Source organism: Streptomyces sp. NPDC039430, from assembly GCF_055639435.1.
Genome location: NZ_JBVKAK010000020.1, coordinates 74,685 through 93,810, shown reverse-complemented (window position 1 = coordinate 93,810; position 19,126 = coordinate 74,685). Strand labels below are relative to the sequence as shown.

Sequence of the window (19,126 nt, the reverse complement as noted above, 5' to 3'; positions counted from 1 at the left end):
GGCTGAGCGTTCTCCGTAACGCCCGTGAAGCATGTGCTCAATGGGGCAGTCATCGACGGCTGATGAAGTCCAGCCTGCACCCCCCGCACGGCACGCACCTTCCGGAGGTTCCGTTGAGCCAGCCTCAGCCACCCGCACAGGAGCAGTTGGACGCCTACATACGGACCAGGCTGGCGCTGGCCGGCGTCGACCTCGATCTGCTGCCCACGCGGTTCGACCCCGCTACCGGCGTGCCCACCCGTGACCAGGCGCTGCGCTCGCTGCGGACCTTCGTGGCCACGGTTCCCGCGGCCATAGCGGGCTGGACGCCGCCGGTGAGCGGTGCGCCGGCCGCCGCGTACGCGCAGCAGGCCGCGCCGCCGCTGCTCTATCCGTCGATCACCGAGGCGTGGACAGGAAAGGCGGACGGACGATGAGCCGCGCCGTCAACCGCCGGATCTTCCTGGCCGGTTCGGCGGCCGTGACCGGCGCCGTCGTGAGCGGCACCGCCCTCGCGCCGCCCGCCGCCGCCCTCTCCCCGGCGAGTGCCAAGAGCGCCGAGAGCGCCAAGACCGCCGAGAGCGCCAGGAGTGCCACGCCGTACGTCCCCGACCTCGACGCGGCCGGCATCGAGGTGCGTGACGCGGCGCGCCGCGACCCCACGGAGGCGACCCTCGCCGAGGCCGCGGTCCTGATGAGCCGCCGCAAGCTGACGTCCACCACCCTCGTCGAGGCGTATCTCGACAGGATCGAAACCTACGACTCCACCTATCAGGCGTACGCCGAGGTGACCGGCGAGGCCGCGCTCGCCGCGGCGCGCAGGGCCGACCGGAGCGGCGGCCGGCGCGGGGTGCTGACCGGCATCCCGCTCTGCGTCAAGGACAACTACTTCACGCGCGGTGTGCCGACGCGCTGCAACTCCCAGATCTTCGCGGACCTCGTCCCCGGCCACGACGCCACCGCCGTGGCGCGGCTCACCGCCGCGGGCGGCATCGTCCTGGGCAAGGGCCAGATGGGCCCGCTCGCCACCACCCGCGCGACCACCCCGAACGGGACGGTCACCACCGTCAACGCGTGGACGCCGGACAACCCGGCCACCGATCCTGGCGGTTCCTCCACCGGTCCCGCCTGCGCGGTCGCCGGCCGGCTGGCCTCGTCCTCCATCGGTACGCAGACGGGCGGATCCATCGTCCTGCCCTCCAACCGGCAGAACCTCACCGGGCTGAAGCCCACCATGGGCCGGATCTCCGCGTACGGCGTGATCCCCCTGTCGTACACCCGGGACCATCCGGGACCGCTGGCGCGCGACGCGATGGACGCGGCGCTGATGCTCGCCGTGATGGCGGGGCCCGACGCGCACGACCCGCGCACGCTCGGCCTGCCCCGCCTGCCCGATCTCGTACGGGCCGCGACCCCGGTGGTCTCGCGGGGCGGCGCCGTACGGATGCGCAGGGCCACCCGGATCGGGGTGCCCGCGGACTTCCTCGGCGCCGAGACGGCGGTGCGCGGGGCGTTCCTCGACCGGCTCGACGCCCTCCCCGGCGTGACGCTGGTCGACATCACCTATCCGGCCGACTGGGCGCTGCTGACCGGCACGTTCAACGACGCGCGGCTGTCCGAGCGGACGGAGCCGTTCCGGCACTGGCTGCGCGAGGACCCGGCCTTGTTCGGCGTCTCGCTGCTCAGCTGGCTCCAGGGGCTGATGCTCTCGGGCGACGAGTGGATCACCGCGCAGCGGGCCAAGAACCATCTGCTCCGCGAGGTCCTCGACGGTGTTCTGTCCCGCTGCGACGTGCTGCTCCAGACGGGACCCGTGCCGTTCGACATCCTCGGGCTGCCGGAGATCGCGTTCCCCATCGGGTTCACCGCGGGGCTTCCGTCCGGGGTCATCCTCGGCGGCGCGCCGTACGAGGAGGACCGGCTGCTGGAGGTCGCGGCGGCCTATCAGGCGGTGACCGACTGGCACACCCGGCGTCCCGCCGACCCCGCGGCCCCGGCGGCCCCCGGGCCGAGCGCCCGGCGCGCGGCGGGCGCGGGCCGGCCGCGGCTCACGGCCGAGGAGGCGGCGGCCCGGAGCGCGTAGCGGTCCTCGACCGGTCCTGCTCGATCCCTCTCCCCCCGGCCGTGCCACAGGGCGCGCACGGCCGGGGGGGAGAAGGGGGAACCCGGTCGCCCGGTCACCTCGGGCAGGTCATCTCAGCTCACCCGGTCATGGTCATTTCAGCGCCGCCGTCATCATCTTCTGCGCGATCGGCGCGGCCAGACCGTTCCCGCTGACCTCCGAACGCGCCGCGCCCGAGTCCTCCACGACGACCGCCACGGCCACCTCCTTGCCGGTGGACGAGTCCTTCGCGTACGAGGTGAACCACGCGTACGGCGTGTTGACGTTGTCCACGCCGTGCTGCGCCGTGCCCGTCTTGCCGCCCACCTCGGCGCCGTCGATCCGCGCGTTCGTCCCCGTACCGTCCTCGACGACCGTGACCATCGCGCTGCGCAGCTGCTCGGCCGTCGACGAGGAGACGATCCGCCGCGTATCGCCGTCCTGGTACGACTGGAGCGTGTCCCCGCCCGCGTCCACCACCTTCGACACCATGTGCGGCGCCGCGAGCAGCCCGTCATGGGCGAGGGCCGCCGAGACCATGGCCATCTGGAGCGGGGTCGCGGTCACATCGAACTGGCCGATCCCCGTCAGCGCCGTCTGCGCCGGGTCCATGCCCGACGGATACACGCTCTCCGAGGCGCGCACCGGCATGTCCTGTGTGGTGTCGCCGAAGCCGAACTTCTCCGCCATCGCCCGCACCTTGTCCTGGCCGAGGTCGTCGGCCATCTTCGCGAAGACGGTGTTGCAGGAGTATTCGAGGGCGGTGCGGAGGGTGGCGTTCTCGCATGGCGCGGAGCTGTTCTCGTTGCGCAGGACGGTGGTCGTGGTGGGCAGGGTGTACGGATCGGGGCTGTCGGTCCGTTCGTCGACCGAGCCGTACAGACCGTCCTCCAGCGCCGCCGCCGCGACCACCAGCTTGAATGTCGAGCCCGGCGGCAGCGGCTGTCGCAGGGCGCGGTTGACCAGCGGCTTCTCCGCGTCCCCCGTGAGCCGCTTCCAGGCGTCGCCGTCGGTGGTGCCGCTGATCTCCGTGGGGTCGTACGAAGGGGTGCTGACCACGGCGAGCACCCGGCCGGTCGCCGGGTCGATCGCGACGGCCGCGCCCTTCTTGCCGCCCAGCGCGCGGTATCCGGCCTCCTGCACGGCGGGGTCGATCGTCGTCAGGACATCGCCCGGCGCGGTCTGCTTGCCCATGATCGCGTCCAGCGGGTTCTTCAGCCGGCTGTCCGTCCCGTCCAGGACGCCGGAGTAGATGCCCTCCAGCTGGGTGGAGCCGTACGCCTGTGAGCTGTAGCCCGTGACGGGCGCGTAGAGCGCGCCGTCCGTGTACGTGCGCTCGTACGCCAGATCGCCGCTCGCCGTCTTTCTGGAGCCCGTGACCGGCGAGCCGGCCACGATGATGTCACCGAGCGGCTGCGCGTACTGCGCCATGATGTTCCGCCGGTTGTGCTTGTCGTCCGCGAGGGCCCTGGCCTCGTACGCCTGCACCCAGGTGGCCCGCACCAGCAGGGCGAGCACCAGCAGCAGACAGATGACCGCCGTGTGTCTGATCGTCTTGTTCATCCCGTATGAGGGACGAGCGGCGGCGCGGACGGCGTTCCCGCCCCGCACGCTTCTCAGGAATTCCTCATCCGCGATCCCTCAAGCCGGGGGCGGGCGGGCCGGGGACCTGTCCGGGACCCGGCAGGTCAGAGCCGCCGGGTGGCGAGCGTGAGCCGGTCGCGCGCGTCGAACAGCGTGTCCTTGATCATCTGCTCGTGTCCGGGGGTGAGCCGGGCCACCGGCACCGAGCAGCTGATCGCGTCCCGCGCCGGTGTCCGGTAGGGGATGGCGATACCGAAGCAGCGCAGCCCGAGCGTGTTCTCCTCGCGGTCCACCGCGTAGCCCTGCTCGCGTACGGTGTGCAGCTCCTCGATGAGCTTCTCGCGGTCGGTGATGGTGTGCTCGGTCAGGGCGGGCAGGGTCTCCGGCAGCAGCTTGCGCACCTGCTCGTCGCTGTGGGTGGCCAGCAGCGCCTTGCCGAGCGAGGTGGAGTGGGCGGGCAGCCGGCGGCCGACCCGGGTGAACGGCCGCAGATAGTGCTGGGACTGGCGGGTGGCGAGATAGACGACGTTCGTGCCGTCGAGCCGCGCGAGGTGGATGGTCTCGCTGGTGTCGTCGGAGAGCCGGTCCAGCGTGGGGCGGGCGGCGGCGACGACCTCGTCACCGTCGATGTACGAGGTGCCGACCAGCAGCGCCCGTACGCCGATGCCGTACCGCGTGCCCGTCGCGTCCGTCTCCACCCAGCCCAGCTCGACGAGCGTGCGCAGCAGCATGTAGAGGCTGGACTTGGGGTAGCCGACCGCTTCCTGGACGGCGGCGAGCGAGTGCATGCCGGGGCGTCCCGCGAAGTACTCCAGCAGCTCCACCGTCCGCACAGCGGACTTCACTTGTGCCCCACCGGTCTCCGCGCTCGACATCGTTCCTCGCCCCTTCTCGCCCACTGGACTTGCTCTCCTGACCACTCTTGACCACACGGAACGCGCGGAAATAGAGTCCCTAAGGATTCACCATCTAGAACTCTGTTCAGAATACCGAACAAGTTCCGAGAGGTGGCAACGGTCCGTACGTCGCCCGCTCGGTCGGTACGTCAGTACATCGGGAACATCGGGAACTTCGGTACGTCGGTACGTCGGTACGTCGGGAAGGAAAGTCGCGGTGGCAGCAGCATCAGTCTGGAGTGTCGACCCCCGAACAGGGAAGCAGCGCGAGCAGGTCGCGCACGAGGCGACGGCGGAGGAGGTCGACCGCGCGGTGCGCGGCGCGCACGCCGCTCGTACGGCGCTCGCCGACCGTACCGCGCGCGCCGCTCTGCTCCGTACGGCGGCCGATCTGCTCGACGAGGCGGGCGGGCACATCATCGAGGCCGCCGACGCGGAGACCGCGCTCGGCCCCGTCCGGCTCACCGGCGAACTCGCCCGGACCACCGCCCAGCTGCGGGCCTTCGCGGAGGTCGTCGACGAGGGGGCCTTCCTCGACATCCGCATCGACCACGCCGACGCGGACCGCACCCCGCCCTGGCCCGATCTGCGCCGCTGGAAGGTGCCGCTCGGGGTCGTCGCCGTCTACTCCGCGAGCAACTTCCCGCTCGCCTTCTCCGTGCCGGGCGGCGACACCGCGAGCGCGCTCGCGGCGGGCTGCCCCGTGGTCGTCAAGGCGCACCCGGACCACCCCGCCACCTCCGAACTGTGCGTCTCCGTGCTGCGCAGGGCCGCCGCGGCGGCGGGGCTGCCCGAGGACGTGGTGACTCTGGTGCACGGCTTCGAGGCGGGCGTCGAGCTGGTACGCCACCCGCTGGTGTCGGCGGCCGGCTTCACCGGTTCCGTCCGCGGCGGACGCGCGCTCTTCGACGCCGCCGCCGCCCGGCCCACGCCCATCCCCTTCCACGGCGAGCTGGGCTCCCTCAACCCCGTCGTGATCACCGAGGCCGCCGCGGCCGAGCGCGCCGAGCAGATCGGTGCGGGGCTGGCCGGCTCGATGACGCTGGGGGAGGGGCAGTTCTGCACCAAGCCCGGATTCGTCCTGGCCCCGGCCGGTGAGCGGGGCGACCGGCTGGTGAAGTCCCTGACGGCGGCCGTCAGCGAGACCGAGCCCGGCGTACTGCTCGACCACCGGATGCGGGACGCCTTCGTCGCGGGCGTACGCGAACGGGCCGCACTGCCCGGCGTGGACGCCCCGATCACGCCAGGCGCCGGCGGCGAACACACGGTCAGCGCGGGCTTCCTGACCGTGGACGCGGAGCTGCTGGCCACCGGGGGAGCGCACGATCTGCTGCTGGAGGAATGCTTCGGACCGGTGACCGTCGTCGCGCGGTACACCTCACGGGACGAGATCACCTCGGTGCTCTCGCGGCTCCCCGGCAACCTCACCGCCACCCTCCAGCTCGCCGAGGAGGAGGCCGACGGAACCGCGCCCGGCGCCGCCGGACTGCTCGCGGAACTGACCCCGCTGGCCGGACGCGTCCTGGTCAACGGCTGGCCGACCGGTGTCGCCGTCGCGCCCGCACAGCACCACGGCGGCCCCTACCCGGCCACCACCTCCACCTCCACCTCGGTCGGTGCCACGGCGATCGAGCGCTGGCTGCGCCCGGTCTCGTACCAGTCCACCCCGGCCGCGCTGCTCCCGCCGGAGCTGCGCGACGACAACCCCCTGGACCTGCCGCGGCGGGTGGACGGCCGTCCGGAGAACTGACCCACGAGAGCCGGGCGCCGAGCATGGGAAGCACGACATGGGAAGCACGACATGGGAAGCACGGCATGGGGAGTACGGCACGGGGAGCACGGCATGGAGAGTCGAGTCGAGAACTGTGAGCCGAGAACGGTGAGCCGAGCATATGAATGACCGGACGATCGACCTGCCAGGACTGCCGTTCCCGCTGCGGCCGTACGGCCCCGAGGGCGCGTGGCACTACGCGGACGGAGCGCTCACCGGCCGGGCGGGCGCCCGTCAGGACCGCTTCGTACCACCGGCGGGCGCGTCCCTGGAGCCCGCCTCCGACGCGCCCCGTCTGCTCGGCACCCCGGACGGCGACTTCCAGCTGATCGCCCGCGTCACGGTCGGCTTCGCCGCCGCCTTCGACGCGGGGGTGCTCACCCTGGAGGCCGACGCGCGGAACTGGGCGAAGCTCTGCCTGGAGCTGTCCCCGGAGCGCCCGACGATCTGTACGGTCGTCACCCGCGGCCACTCCGACGACGCCAACTCCTTCGTGGTGGACGGCGACAGCCACTGGCTGCGGATCAGCCGCACCGGCCGGGCGTTCGCCTTCCACGCCTCCCCGGACGGCGAGCGGTGGACCTTCGTCCGGGTGTTCACGCTGGGCACGGCCGAGCAGGCCGCGGCGGCGCGCGTCGGCTTCCTGGCGCAGTCGCCCACGGGCGACGGGTGCGAGGTCACCTACGACAGGATCGCCTTCCGGCCGGAGGGGCTCGCGGACGCGCGGGACGGCAGCTGAGACCCCACCGCGCCGGGGGCGCGCCACCGCGCGCCGGGGAACCGGCCGCCGCTCCCGGCGCGTCCCCGGCCCTGTGAACATCCCCATGACCCAGCCCATGAGCACCCCGGCGATCAGGACCGCGGTGCCGGGCGACCTCGACGCCGTCGCGGCTCTGCACGCCGAGGCCCGTGCCACGTACTACCGCGGCCATCTGCCGGAGGACGACTACGACGGCCCGGCCGAGCGTGCCCGTACCCGCGCGGGGTGGGCGCGGGCCCTCGCCGGGGAGGACCCGGAGGCGGCGGTCCTCTGTGCCCTGGACGACACCGTGCTCACGGGCATCGCCGCGTACCGCCCGGTCGAGGGCGTCCTGACGCTCACCCAGTTCCATGTCGCCCCGGCGAGATGGCGCCGCGGCATCGGCGGCGCGCTGCACGCCGCGTGCGTCGGCGCCTGGCAGCGCGCCGGCGCCGGTACGGCACGGCTTGAGGTGTACGAGCACAACACGCGCGCCCAGTCCTTCTACGCCCGCCAGGGCTGGTACCCCGACCCGCACCAGCCGCGCCATGACACCCACCTCGTACTGCGGTTCGAGGTCCCGGAGCCTTGATGGCCGGCCCGGAGGGCAATGTGTACAGCGGGTAAGTCACCCGATGGGGTGGAAGGTCATCGAGTGGCGCATAAGGAGCGGTTAAAGACCGGTCGGCCGGGATAGGTTCGGTCTCCTCGTGAGCCGGCTCCGGGTGAACTCCGTGGCCATGAGTGGGTCTCCGAGCGAGTGGACGCTCCCCGCGAAGAATGTGAAGAGACGGCATGCCCGACCCTGAATTGCCCGACCCGGACCCCGACGAACCCGGCGAACCCGGCGAACCCCACGTCGCGGCGTCCGGCCCGGCCCCCGGCCGCCGGCCCGAAAGGCCCGGTCCGGCCCCCGGCCCGGGATCCGAAAGGCCTGGTCCGGCCCCTGGTCCCGCGTCCGAAACGCCAGGCCCGGCCCCCGGTCCCGACTCGGCCACCCCCGCCCTGGCCGGCTCCACGATCGCCGTCAGCGGAGCCACCGGCTTCCTCGCCTCGTACCTGCTGCTGCATCTGCTGCCGCAGGGCACCCGGGTGGTGGCGCTGGTGCGCAAGCCCGCGCACCGGGCCATGGCCTCGCTCATGCTGGCCCTGCGTTCGGCCGGGGCGCCGGCCGAGACCGTACAGCGGGTGGCGCGTCAGGTGCGTGCCGTCCAGATCACCCTCGACCGCCCCCGGCTCGGCCTGTCCGAGGGCGAGTTCCAGACGCTCGCGGACAGTGTGGACGCCGTTCTGCACTGTGCCGCCCTGACCAAACTGCACGGAGACGCCTGGGAGTTGCACCGGACCAATGTGGAGGGCACCCGGCAGATCCTCGCACTGGCGGCGGCCGGCCGCCGCGCCCCGCATCTGTTCCATGTCAGCACCGCGTTCGTCGCCGGAGCACGCTTCGACGGCCTCGTACCCGAACGGCAGTTGCAGGCCGACGGCTTTCTCACGCCGTACGAGGAGTCCAAGCACCGAGCCGAGCGGCTGGTCCATGAGTGGGCGCGTACGCGGGGCCGGAGCGCCACGGTCTTCCGGCCCAGTGTGCTGATCAGCGACCGGGCCGCGCTGCCCTGCGCACCGCAGCACACCTACGCCGTGCTGGCCGCCAAGCTGACCCTCTTCCTGAGGCACGGCCCCCGGGCCCTCGTCGAGTCCTCCGCGCCGCTCGACGCCACGGGACGACTGACGATCCGGCTGCTGGGCGCTCCGGACGCCAGCATCAACCTGCTGCAGGTCGATGACGCGGCCCGCGCGATGCTGCGCCTCGCCGAGCAGGTGACCACCACCACGAGCACGCCGGACGCACCGCCCGGGGCGCGCGTCCACCACATCGTGCATCCGACCGAGACGCCGGTGACGCGCGTGAACGAGGCGCTCCAGCGCCGCGTGCCCTGGCTGCGCCTCGCGCTGGTCTCCGACCGGCCCTACCCCAGCGGCCTGGAGCGTGCGGTGGATCTGTACGGCGCCGAGGCCACGGCCTATCTCGGGCCGCGGCGGCGCTACGAACGCACCAGCCTGTGCGAGCTGGAGCGCCGTCGGCTGGTCCGTCCCCCGGCGCCGGTCGACAACCCCTATCTGGACGCCGCACTCACCCCGCCCGCCATGGCCCGCTGACGCGGCCGGCCACCCGAGGAGACACCATCAGCGATTCGACGCGAGACCGGTTCACCGTTCTCGGCCGCGAACTCCCCGGGACCGGGGCGGACTTCGCGGCGGCCGTGACGCCGGCGCGGGCCACGCGGGCCACGGACGTCGTCGGGCGACCGCGTGCGACAGCGGCCGGGGCCTCATGACCGCGCGTCACGCCGCCCTCGTCCTCACCACCGCATGACGGGCGCGCCCTCGCCGGCCCAGGGGCCGGTCCCGCTGGCCTGTCCGGCCCTGCACGAGCGCGGATTCACCGCCGCCGCGCGGCGCCTCACCGCACCGGACGGGCCCGCCCTGCGCCCGGTCACGCTCGGCGGCGGTCTGCGCGCGTGGGCCGCCACCGGCCCCGCCGTCGCGCGCGGCGTTCTCACCGACCCCCGGCTGACCAATGACATCGGTGAGGTGGGCGGGCCGGTACAGGGCTTCCCCGACCGCCGCTACCCCGAGGACTTCTTCGCCCACGCGCCGCAGCTGCTCTCCGCGTCCGGGGAACGCCACCGCGGGCTGCGCCGTATCGTCGCGCCGTACTTCACCGCCGCCGCGACGGAGCGTACGGGCGCGCGGCTGCGGGACGCGCTGGACCGGATCATCGGCTCGCTGGCCGGGCGCGGCCGGATCGACATCGTCACCGATCTCGCCCTGCCCCTGGCCGGGGCGACGGCCGGGGAGATCCTCGGTATCGTCCCCGAGCGGCGCGACGCGGCGGTGACGGCCGCCCTCGCCGCCAGTGGCGCGGTCCCGGGCACCGAGGAGGCCCGGTCGGCCCACCACGTCTTCGCCCAGACCGTCCTGCACATCATCGGCGCCGCGCGCCGCTCCCCGGACCCCAGTGCCGCCACGGCGCTGCTGCACGCCCGGCAGACCGGGCGGATCGGCAACGCCGAACTGGCCGGAATGCTCGGCATGCTGCTGATCGGTACGGTCGACTCACTCTCCACCGTCGTCCCGTCAGGCGCCCTCATGGCCTTGCGGCGCCCCGAGGTGCGGCACGGTCTCGGCACCGGTCACGGCGGCGGCCCCGCGTACACGACGGCGGTCACCGAGGAGATCCTGCGGCTGAACCCGCCCTTCCAGCACACGGGTTGGCGGTTCACCCGGGACGACTGCGTGCTCGCGGGCATTCCGCTGCCGCGCGGCGCCGTGGTCGTCACGTCCGTACTCGCGGCCAACCTCGACCCCGCCGCCTGGCCGGACCCGCTGCGCGCCGACCCGCTGCGTGGCGACCCGGCGCGGGCCGACGCGCACCGCCGTACCGTCGCAGGTCATCTCTCCTTCGGGCACGGCCCCCACTACTGCCTCGGCGCGGCGCTCGGACGCCGGCTCGTGCACGAGGCGCTGACGGGCCTTTTCCGCCGCTTCCCGGGGCTGAGTCTCGCCGCCCCTCCCGACGGACTCACCTGGCACGGCACCTGTCTGCGCCGGCTCGACCGGCTTCCCGCGGACACCTGCCCCCGGACCCTGTAGGCGCTCGCAGGGGCCGGTGGAAGAGACAGATTCTACTTAGCTTAGGCTTGCCTAAGTATCTGTGATCGTGGGTGTGTCCGTGCTGCCCACGACAACCTGAAGGACACGCATGCCAGCCTGGTTCACCCGCGCGCGTCGTCGGACGCTCGCCGCCTCGGCCACCGCCGCCGCGTTCGCGCTCGTTCTCGGCGGCTGCTCGTCGAGCGACCCGGAGCCCGCCGCCGCCTCGGCCGGGAGCGACGGGGCCGGAGCCTTTCCGGCCACGATCAAGAGCGCCCTCGGCGACGCGAAGATACCCGCACAGCCCGAACGCGTCGTCACGTTGGGGCAGGGGTCGGCCGAGACGGCCATCGCGCTGGGCCACACACCGGTGGGCATCGAGAGCTATGCGTGGGGCAGCGACAGGACCGGCTATCTGCCGTGGATCCACGAGGCCGTGACCAAGGCGGGCGACCAGCTGCCGACCCAGTTCGCGGGGGGTGAGGACATCGACCTGGAGGCCGTCACCGAGCTCGAACCCGATGTGATCCTGGCCCCGTGGTCGGGCGTCACCCAGGAGCAGTTCGACATCCTCTCGGACGTCGCGCCGACCGTCGCCTACCCCGATCTGGCGTGGAGCACGAACTGGGACGAGCAGATCGAGATCATCGCCAAGACGCTGGGGCAGCCCGCCGAGGCGAAGACCCTCATCTCGGAGATCGAGAAGCAGTTCGCCGACGCCGCCGCGACCCGGCCGACGTACAAGGACGTCTCGTTCTCGTACATCTACACCTCCGGGCCCGGCACCCTCGGTGTGTTCCAGAGCGAGGAACAGCGGGTCGAGATGGTGTCGTCCCTCGGGCTCACCGTCGACCCGGTCGTGAACACCTTCAAGGAGACCAAGGGCACCGACTCGGCGCTGATCGGCCTGGAGAACGCCGAGAAGCTCGCCGGCAGCGATCTTGTCTTCACGTTCTACACCGACGCCAAGACCCGCGAGGAGACCGAGGCGCAGAAGCTGTACGCCGCGATCCCGGCCGTCAGGCGCGGCTCCGTGGTCGCCAGTGCCGACAACTCCTTCGTCACGGCGTCGTCGATCATCAACCCGCTCACGGTCCCCTGGGTCATCGACCGCTATCTGCCGCTGATCGACAAGGCCGTCGCCAAGCTCGGCCGGTGAGCCGGACCCGACCGGTGCGTCGAGTACGGCCCATGACCCGAGCCGGCCCGGAGAGACGTGCCAGGAGCGGGCGGACCAGCACCTCACGGCGGGTGTACGCCCTGCTCATCGGGGTGGCCGTGCTGGCGTGCGCCCTGCTCGCGAGCGTCATGTTCGGCAGCAGGACCACCTCGTTCGGCGACGTCCTCGGCGTACTGTCCGGCACCGCCGACCCGTATGTCACCACCGTCGTCGAGAGCCGCTACCCGCGGACCGCGCTCGGACTGCTCGCCGGGCTCTGTCTCGCCGTCGCCGGCACCCTGACGCAGGGCGTCACCCGTAACCCGCTGGCGGACCCCGGGCTCCTCGGCATCAACGCGGGCGCCGCCGCGAGCGTCGTCGCCGCGACCGCGTTCCTGGGGGCCTCGGGCGCCATCGACACCATGTGGTGGGCGCTGCCCGGCGCCCTGCTCGCCGGACTTGTCGTCCACGCCATCGGATCGGCGGGGGCGAGTACGACCCCGGTGCGGCTGGTGCTCGCGGGGGCGGTGCTCTCCGCTGTGCTGATGGCGTTCATCCAGGCCGTCACACTGAGCCGGCTGAAGGTTTTCGACAGCTACCGCTACTGGGTGGTCGGCGCCCTCGGCGGCAGGGACTTCGACGTCCTGCTGCCGGTGCTGCCGTTCGCCGCGTTCGGGCTGGTGATCGCCCTGCTGCTGGGCCCCGCCCTCAACACGATGGCGCTCGGCGACGAGTCCGCCGCGTCCCTCGGGGCACACCCGGCGCTCGTGCGCGGGGCCGGACTGTTCGCGGCGACGCTGCTGAGCGCGGCGGCCACCGCGGCCGTCGGCCCCATCGCCTTCGTGGGACTGGCCGTGCCGCATCTGGTGCGGGCGCTGGTCGGGGTCGACTTCCGGCTCCAGATCGCGTTCTCGGCCGTCGCCGGCCCCGCGCTGCTTCTCCTGGCGGATGTGGTGGGCCGGGTCGTCCTGCGCCCACAGGAACTGATGGTCGGTGTGGTGACCGCGTTCATCGGGGCGCCCGCGCTGCTCTACGCCGTACGCCGGATGAGGGGGACCGCATGACGACGCCCAGGACCGCGTCCCGGACCGGGGCAACGGCCCGGCCGCCCGGCTGTCTGACGATCGGTCGCGTCGTGGCGCTGCCCGTCCGCCGTGTCTCGGTGATCACCGCGGCCGTCCTGCTGTTCCTGATCGTCGCGGGCGCGGTCGCCACACTCTCGCTGGGGCGGCTCGGTATCCCGCTCGCCGATCTCGCGGGCGCCGTCACGGGCGGAGCGCAGGGGAAGGACGCGTTCGTCCTGGAGCGGCTGCGCGGCCCGCGGCTCGTGGTCGCGGTGGGCACCGGCGCGGCGCTCGGCCTGTCGGGCGCGCTCTTCCAGTCCGTCACCCGTAACCCGCTGGGCAGCCCCGACGTGATCGGGCTCAACGCCGGGGCGGGGGCCGGCGCCGCGATCGTGGCGCTGTTCCTGCCGGGGGCGCTGCCGGTACCGATGGGCGCGCTCGCCGGTGCCGTACTCGCCATGGTGCTGGTGTACGTATCGACCGGAAGCGGATTCCGGAACCCCGGGCGGCTCGTCGTGGCCGGTATCGGGGTCGCCGCGATCGCCACGGCGGTCATCCAGTACGTGGTCTACGCGGTGGAACGGGACAAGGCGTCCGTCCTCACCGCCTATGTCAACGGCAGCCTGGCGGCGCGGTCCTGGGACGACGCCGGGACGATCTGGCTCGTGCTGCTGGTCGTGGCGCCGCTCACCGCGCTCATCGCACGCCGTCTCGGCATCGGCGAGATGGGCGACGAGCTCGCGGGCGGGCTCGGCTCCCGGCCGGGGACGACGAAGAGCGTCGCCGTCACCCTGTCGATCGTGCTCTCGGCGGGAGCGGTCGGCGTCGCGGGCCCCATCGCGTTCGTCGCGCTGGTCGCGCCGCAGACCGCCAAGCGGCTCACCCGCGGCTCCGGCCCGCATCTGACGCTGTCCGCGCTGGCCGGCGCGCTGCTGCTGGTGCTCGCGGATCTCGCGGCGCAGCGGCTGCCCCTCTTCGAGGATCTGCCCGCCGGCATTTACACGATGGCCGTCGGGGGCGTGTACCTCGGATATCTGCTGATCCGCGAATGGAGAAGAGGAATACTGTGACGGCGGCGCCGGCGGGCGCACAGAAGAGCGATTTCCCGACTGCTTTCGGGTGACGCACCGGCCTTTGAGCCTCCGCGCTCGGGCCATGTCGTGGAGCCTCATGGCGTCACGACGAAGGAGTCACTCCGCATGCGTCCTCGCACCACTCTGGCCGCCGCCATCGGCGCCCTCGCCCTGCTTGTCGCCGTACCCGGCTCCGCTTCCGCGGCCGAAGGCGAATTCACCTATATCTATACGGACATCGCGGGAAAGCCGCGGGTCGGGGGAGTGGTGAACCCCGGCGACCGGGTCTGCGTCACCATCCCGGAAGCCGCCGGTGAATACGTACCGCCCGCGCATACGCCCCGCAACCACACGACGGCCTCCGCGCTCGTCTTCACCGGTCCGGACTGCGACGGCGAGCAGTACAGCCTGCGCCCCGGCGGCTCGGCGAGCGAGCGTCTCAAGCTGCGGTCCGTCGTGTTCTTCCAGCGTTCCTAGCGTTCCTGGCGTTCCCGACGAAAGCGCCCCGCCCCGTCCGGCTCACCGAGCCGGGCGGGGCATTCCGCTGTCCTGGAATTCACCGGTCCTCGGGGGAGGGAGTGGCCGCTGTTTCAACCGTCCGGGAAAGCGGGCAATCATGCGTCGTCGTTCCGCGGGTCAGTACTTTCCGTGGGCCAGTACATTCCGTGGGCCAGTACTTTCCGTGGGCCATGACGCCGAACAGGAGACCCAGCATGGAATACGAAATGCGCGCGGAGTACGCGGAGGGCGCCTCACCCCATGACCCGGAACCCCGGTTCGAGGTCTGGCACATGGCACGACTGGACGGGACGACCGCGCTGTGCGGGCGCGAACTGGAGCCGGACGCCGCCAGACAGAGTGCGCACGCGTGGGGCACACCCGCGGGGCGGCCCCTCTGCCACGCCTGCGGCGCCTCGTACATCCACCAGGTGCCGCACGACGTCCCGTGAGGGACCGGGGGGCCGAGGGGCCGGGGGGCCGGGGGGCCTGGGGCGGGCCGGGAATCCCACGGGCCGCGGACGCGTTGCCGTAGCGCCGGAGGCTGCCTCCGGCAGACCTTCGGCAACGACACCCACGACCCTGGAGAGAAGCGGAAACATGCGCGTCGAGATCTGGAGCGACATCGCCTGTCCCTGGTGCTACATCGGCAAGGCCCGGTTCGAGAAGGGGCTCGCCGCCTTTGCCCACCGGGACGAGGTCGAGGTGGTGCACCGGTCGTTCGAGCTGGATCCGGGGCGCGCCAAGGGGGACACCGGGCTGGTCGTCGACATGCTGGCGGCCAAGTTCGGGCGCAGCCGTACGGAGGCGCTCGCCATGGAGGAGGGCGTCGCCGCCAACGCGCGCTCCGAGGGGCTCGGGTACCGGATCGAGGGGCGCGATCACGGCAGTACCTTCGACATCCATCGGCTGCTGCATCTCGCCAAGGCCAGGGGCCGCCAGGACGAACTGCTGAACCTCGCCTACCGGGCGAACTTCGCCGAGGAGCGCTCCGTCTACGACCAGGAGACCCTGGTGGCCCTCGCCGTCGAGGCCGGTCTGGACGAGGCGGAGGCCCGCGGGGTGCTTGCCGACGCGGACGCGTACGCCGACGCGGTGCGGGCCGATGAGCGCGAGGCGGCCGAACTGGGCGCGAACGGCGTGCCGTTCTTCGTGCTCGACCGGCGTTACGGCGTCTTCGGCGGGCAGCCCGCCGAGGTGTTCACGCAGGCGCTTGAGCAGGCGTGGCAGGGGCGGGTGATCACCCCCGTCGGCGGGGCGTCGGCGGACGCGGCGGTCTGTGACACGGACGGCGCCGACGGCTCCTGCGCGATTCCGCAGGCCGGGGCCCATTCATAAGGATTGCTTGGGAGTGCCCTTCAGCCATGCGCGATTGACTATGAGGTGGCCGGGTTCCAGGGTGGGTTCATGGACTCCCTGGGAGGCGCAGAGTTCGCGCCGGATACGACATATCTGAATACGTCGAGCTGCGGTCTGCTGCCTCGCAGGTCGGTCGAGGCCGTGCAGGCGCTGGCCAGGGAGAACGGGACCGGCCGGGGCGGTGAGGGCGCGGGCAGTTTCGAGACCGTGGGCGCCGCGCGCGACTCCTTCGCGCGGCTGGCCGGGGTGCCCGCCGAGCGCGTCGCGGTGGGCGGCTCGGTCGCCGTCCATGTCGGACTGATCGCGTCCGCCCTGCGGCCCGGCGACGAAGTCCTCTTCCCCGAGGGCGAGTTCAGCTCGGTCGTCACCCCCTTCGCGGTCCGCGGTGACCTCGTGCTCCGGTACGCGCCGCTGGAGAAGCTGGCCGCGGAGGTGGGGCCGGGCACCGCGCTGGTGGCCTTCTCCGCGGTGCAGTCCGCTGACGGCAGGGTCGCCGATCTGCCCGCGCTCCGGGCCGCCGCGGCGGCGCACGGCGCCCGTACGCTGCTGGACGCGAGCCAGTCGGCCGGCTGGCTGCCGCTGGACGCCGGGGCGTACGACTACACCGTGACCGGCGGGTTCAAGTACCTGCTCTGCCCGCGCGGTACGTCCTTCCTCACCGTGACCGAGGAGGCCCAGGAGGCACTGACGCCCCGGCACGCGGGCTGGCTGGCCGCCGAGGACGTCTGGGGCAGTACGTACGGGCCCGTCGAGCGGCTGGCCACCACCGCGCGTCGCTTCGACGAGCCGCCGGCCTTCCTCTCGTACTACGGCGCCGAGCGGTCCCTCACGCTGCTGGAGGAGATCGGCGTCGACGCGATCCACGCTCATGACACCGCGCTCGCCGCCCGCTTCCGCGCGGGGCTGACCGGGCTCGGCCATGAGCCGGTGCCCGGCGAGTCGGCGATCGTGTCCGTCCCGGGACTGACGCACCGCCACCCCGATCTGCGCCGGGCCAAGGTGGCGGTGTCGCTCCGCGCCGGGTACGTGCGGGCGTCGTTCCACCTCTACAACACGACGGCCGACGTGGACCGGGCGCTGGACGTGCTCGCCGGCTGAGGGCGGCCGGCGGGACTCCGGACGTACGCGTCCAGGTGCGGTCCTGCTCTCCGGCCGGACAGGCCCTGGAGGAACGTCCCAGGAAGCCCCGGGTCCGTTCGTGGGAGGGGTGGTCGAGCACCTCCCGGGGCGTCACCGTCTCACCCGGCAGCCGCTTCCGCGTCGCGTACGACCGCCCCCCATGTCCGCATCGCCACCAGCGGGCTCACGGAGGACCCGGGAGCCCTGGACGAGACGGCGTCACTGATCGCACCGGCCGCCTTCGCCGCGGCCGGCCGGATGGACTGACGACCGTTCCGGGCAGTCCGCCGTCACCCCGCAGAGGTTGGCCTCGACCTTGGCGAGCAGCCGGGCCAGCTCCGCCTGTTCGGCGTCGTCGAGTCCCGCGAGGGTGTGCTTCTCCAGCTCCGTCCAGGCGTCCGCCACCTCGGAGCGCAGCGCGCAGCTGTCGCCGGTGGCCGTGACCAGTACGGCGCGCCGGTCCTGGGGGTCGGCGGAGCGCTCTACGTACCCCGCGTGGTCGAGCCGCTGGAGCATCTTGGTGACCGTCGAGGGGTCCAGATCCATCGCCTTGATCAGCTCGGACTGCCGTACCGCGTCCGCGTCCCACAGATGCATCATCAGGAACTCCTGCCCCGGGTAGAGGCCGGTGCGCCGCAGCAGTTTCCCCGCGGCGATGCGGTGCAGCCGGGCGACCCGGGAGAGGGCGTGGCTGACCGGGCCGCCGCGCGCGGCGCCGGGCGGTCCGACGGGACAGGCGGGGTCGCCGGAGGTCGTGGGCGGGTCCGAAGTCATGGTGACGAGTTTAACTTGGTCGGCCAATTATCGACCCCGGGAATGGACTAGGGTGACGGGCGGTTGATTACTTGGCCGACCACATAACGTGTCTGCCGTGTGTCGCGCCGCAGCGCCGCGCTCGTTCGTCCCGTCCTTTCACGACCGCTAGGGGAGCCCCCATGACCACCGCGTTCGACCCGATCGACCTGTCGGGTACGCAGCTCACCAACCGCATCGCCATGGCCCCGATGACCCGCAGCCGCGCCTTCGGCCCCGGTCACTCGCCCACCGACTCGACGGTGGAGTACTACGCGCAGCGGGCCTCGGCGGGGCTGATCATCACCGAGGGCACCCAGCCGTCCGTGGTCGGTCAGGGCTACCCCGACACTCCCGGACTGCACAGCACGGAGCAGATCGCGGCCTGGCGCAAGGTCACCGACGCCGTACACGCCAAGGGCGGCAAGATCTTCGCGCAGATCATGCACGCGGGCCGGATCGGCCACCCGGTCCTGCTGCCGGAGGGCCTGGTCCCGGTCGGCGCCTCCGCCGTCGCCGCGCCGGGGCAGGTCTTCACGCATGACGGCCCCAAGGACTTCATCGCCCCGCGCGAGCTGACCTCCGACGAAGTACGCGAGACCATCGCGGACTTCGCCGCGGCGGCCCGCAACGCGATCGAGGCCGGCTTCGACGGGGTCGAGCTGCACGGCGCCAACGGCTATCTGATCCATCAGTTCCTGGCCCCCAACTCCAATCTGCGCACCGACGAGTGGGGCGGCTCCGACGAGGCCCGCATCCGCTTCGCGGTCGAGGTGACCCGCGCGGTCGCGGCGGAGATCGGGGCCGAGCGGACCGCGATCCGGGTCTCGCCCGGCAACCCGTACAACGGCGTGTCGGAGCCCGACCCGGAGCCCGTGTACACCGCGCTGGTCAAGCAGCTGGAGCCGATCGGCCTCGCCTATCTGCATCTGATCGAGAACAACCGTGAACTGACGGTCGCGCTGCGCAAGCTGTTCTCGGGGACGCTCATCCTCAACGCGGCGACCGAGGGCTTCACCGGCGCCGGCGAGCTGGCGCTGATCGAGGACGGCACCGCGGATCTGCTCTCCTTCGGGGCGCTCTTCCTCGCCAACCCTGATCTGCCGGCCCGGCTCAAGGCGGGCGGCCCGTACAACGCCCCCGACCCGGCCTCCTTCTTCGGCGGCGACGACAAGGGCTACATCGACTACCCGGCCCTGGAGAGCTGACCCGGACCGGCCGATGAGAAGGGGGGGGGGGGGGGGGGGGGGGGGGGGGGGGGGGGGGGGGGGGGGGGGGGGGGGGGGGGGGGGGGGGGAGGGGGGGGGGAGGGGGAGGGGGAGGGTATGCGCACGA

The 19,126-nt window shown here is 72.6% G+C and carries 18 protein-coding genes; 15 read left to right on the top strand and 3 right to left on the bottom strand.

Translation table 11 applies throughout. From position 1 onward, the window contains the following. The first annotated feature begins 113 nt into the window (after positions 1-113). Positions 114-416, top strand: coding sequence for a hypothetical protein (locus ACZ7LS_RS32855; RefSeq protein ID WP_382529889.1), 303 nt, complete (start codon positions 114-116; stop codon positions 414-416). Further along, complete coding sequence (locus ACZ7LS_RS32850; protein WP_385341730.1) at positions 413-2,062, top strand: amidase; 1,650 nt, start codon at positions 413-415, stop codon at positions 2,060-2,062. Before ACZ7LS_RS32855 ends, ACZ7LS_RS32850 begins: the two co-directional genes overlap by 4 nt. 132 nt (positions 2,063-2,194) lie before the next feature. Here the strand turns inward: ACZ7LS_RS32850 and ACZ7LS_RS32845 are convergent, their stop codons facing one another. Continuing rightward, on the bottom strand, positions 2,195-3,643 hold the full coding sequence (locus ACZ7LS_RS32845) for a penicillin-binding transpeptidase domain-containing protein (RefSeq protein WP_382872009.1): 1,449 nt from the start codon (positions 3,641-3,643) through the stop codon (positions 2,195-2,197). A gap of 125 nt (positions 3,644-3,768) precedes the next feature. After that, positions 3,769-4,539 (bottom strand): IclR family transcriptional regulator, encoded by a 771-nt coding sequence (locus tag ACZ7LS_RS32840; protein WP_382529895.1) that lies wholly within the window; start codon positions 4,537-4,539, stop codon positions 3,769-3,771. Positions 4,540-4,777: 238 nt separating this feature from the next. Here ACZ7LS_RS32840 and ACZ7LS_RS32835 point away from each other — a divergent pair, with 238 nt between their 5' ends. The 12 genes from ACZ7LS_RS32835 (at position 4,778) to ACZ7LS_RS32780 (ending at position 16,978) form a co-directional block, all read left to right on the top strand. Beyond that, positions 4,778-6,310 (top strand): aldehyde dehydrogenase (NADP(+)), encoded by a 1,533-nt coding sequence (locus ACZ7LS_RS32835; RefSeq protein ID WP_382872012.1) that lies wholly within the window; start codon positions 4,778-4,780, stop codon positions 6,308-6,310. Between the two features lie 142 nt (positions 6,311-6,452). Further along, complete coding sequence (locus tag ACZ7LS_RS32830) at positions 6,453-7,070, top strand: DUF1349 domain-containing protein (protein WP_382674951.1); 618 nt, start codon at positions 6,453-6,455, stop codon at positions 7,068-7,070. Between the two features lie 85 nt (positions 7,071-7,155). Continuing rightward, on the top strand, positions 7,156-7,662 hold the full coding sequence (locus ACZ7LS_RS32825) for a GNAT family N-acetyltransferase (protein WP_385137302.1): 507 nt from the start codon (positions 7,156-7,158) through the stop codon (positions 7,660-7,662). A gap of 203 nt (positions 7,663-7,865) precedes the next feature. Then, positions 7,866-9,230, top strand: coding sequence for an SDR family oxidoreductase (locus ACZ7LS_RS32820; protein WP_382529902.1), 1,365 nt, complete (start codon positions 7,866-7,868; stop codon positions 9,228-9,230). Between the two features lie 213 nt (positions 9,231-9,443). Next, positions 9,444-10,727, top strand: a complete 1,284-nt coding sequence (locus ACZ7LS_RS32815) for a cytochrome P450 (RefSeq protein WP_385137304.1) — start codon at positions 9,444-9,446, stop codon at positions 10,725-10,727. A 109-nt stretch (positions 10,728-10,836) separates the two neighbouring features. Continuing rightward, positions 10,837-11,886, top strand: a complete 1,050-nt coding sequence (locus ACZ7LS_RS32810) for an iron-siderophore ABC transporter substrate-binding protein (RefSeq protein ID WP_385137306.1) — start codon at positions 10,837-10,839, stop codon at positions 11,884-11,886. A 32-nt stretch (positions 11,887-11,918) separates the two neighbouring features. Then, positions 11,919-12,950 (top strand): FecCD family ABC transporter permease, encoded by a 1,032-nt coding sequence (locus ACZ7LS_RS32805; RefSeq protein WP_385137308.1) that lies wholly within the window; start codon positions 11,919-11,921, stop codon positions 12,948-12,950. Beyond that, a complete protein-coding gene (locus tag ACZ7LS_RS32800) occupies positions 12,947-14,020 on the top strand; it encodes a FecCD family ABC transporter permease (protein WP_385137310.1) in 1,074 nt (357 codons plus the stop codon). The genes ACZ7LS_RS32805 and ACZ7LS_RS32800 overlap by 4 nt, the downstream gene beginning before the upstream one ends. Positions 14,021-14,149: 129 nt before the next feature. Further along, complete coding sequence (locus ACZ7LS_RS32795; protein ID WP_382529912.1) at positions 14,150-14,500, top strand: hypothetical protein; 351 nt, start codon at positions 14,150-14,152, stop codon at positions 14,498-14,500. 236 nt (positions 14,501-14,736) lie between these two features. Beyond that, positions 14,737-14,973 carry a hypothetical protein gene (locus tag ACZ7LS_RS32790; protein ID WP_382529913.1) on the top strand — a complete coding sequence of 79 codons (237 nt, stop codon included), beginning with the start codon at positions 14,737-14,739 and terminating at the stop codon, positions 14,971-14,973. Between the two features lie 148 nt (positions 14,974-15,121). Then, positions 15,122-15,859, top strand: coding sequence for a DsbA family oxidoreductase (locus ACZ7LS_RS32785; RefSeq protein ID WP_385137312.1), 738 nt, complete (start codon positions 15,122-15,124; stop codon positions 15,857-15,859). Between the two features lie 69 nt (positions 15,860-15,928). After that, entirely contained in the window at positions 15,929-16,978 is a 1,050-nt protein-coding gene (locus ACZ7LS_RS32780; protein ID WP_385137314.1) for an aminotransferase class V-fold PLP-dependent enzyme, read from the top strand. A gap of 240 nt (positions 16,979-17,218) precedes the next feature. Here ACZ7LS_RS32780 and ACZ7LS_RS32775 read toward each other — a convergent pair whose 3' ends face one another. Beyond that, positions 17,219-17,773, bottom strand: coding sequence for a MarR family winged helix-turn-helix transcriptional regulator (locus ACZ7LS_RS32775; RefSeq protein WP_382880018.1), 555 nt, complete (start codon positions 17,771-17,773; stop codon positions 17,219-17,221). A gap of 161 nt (positions 17,774-17,934) precedes the next feature. On the opposite strand from ACZ7LS_RS32775, the gene ACZ7LS_RS32770 reads away from it, so the two are divergent. Next, positions 17,935-18,999 (top strand): alkene reductase, encoded by a 1,065-nt coding sequence (locus ACZ7LS_RS32770; RefSeq protein WP_385137316.1) that lies wholly within the window; start codon positions 17,935-17,937, stop codon positions 18,997-18,999. Positions 19,000-19,126: the final 127 nt, after the last annotated feature.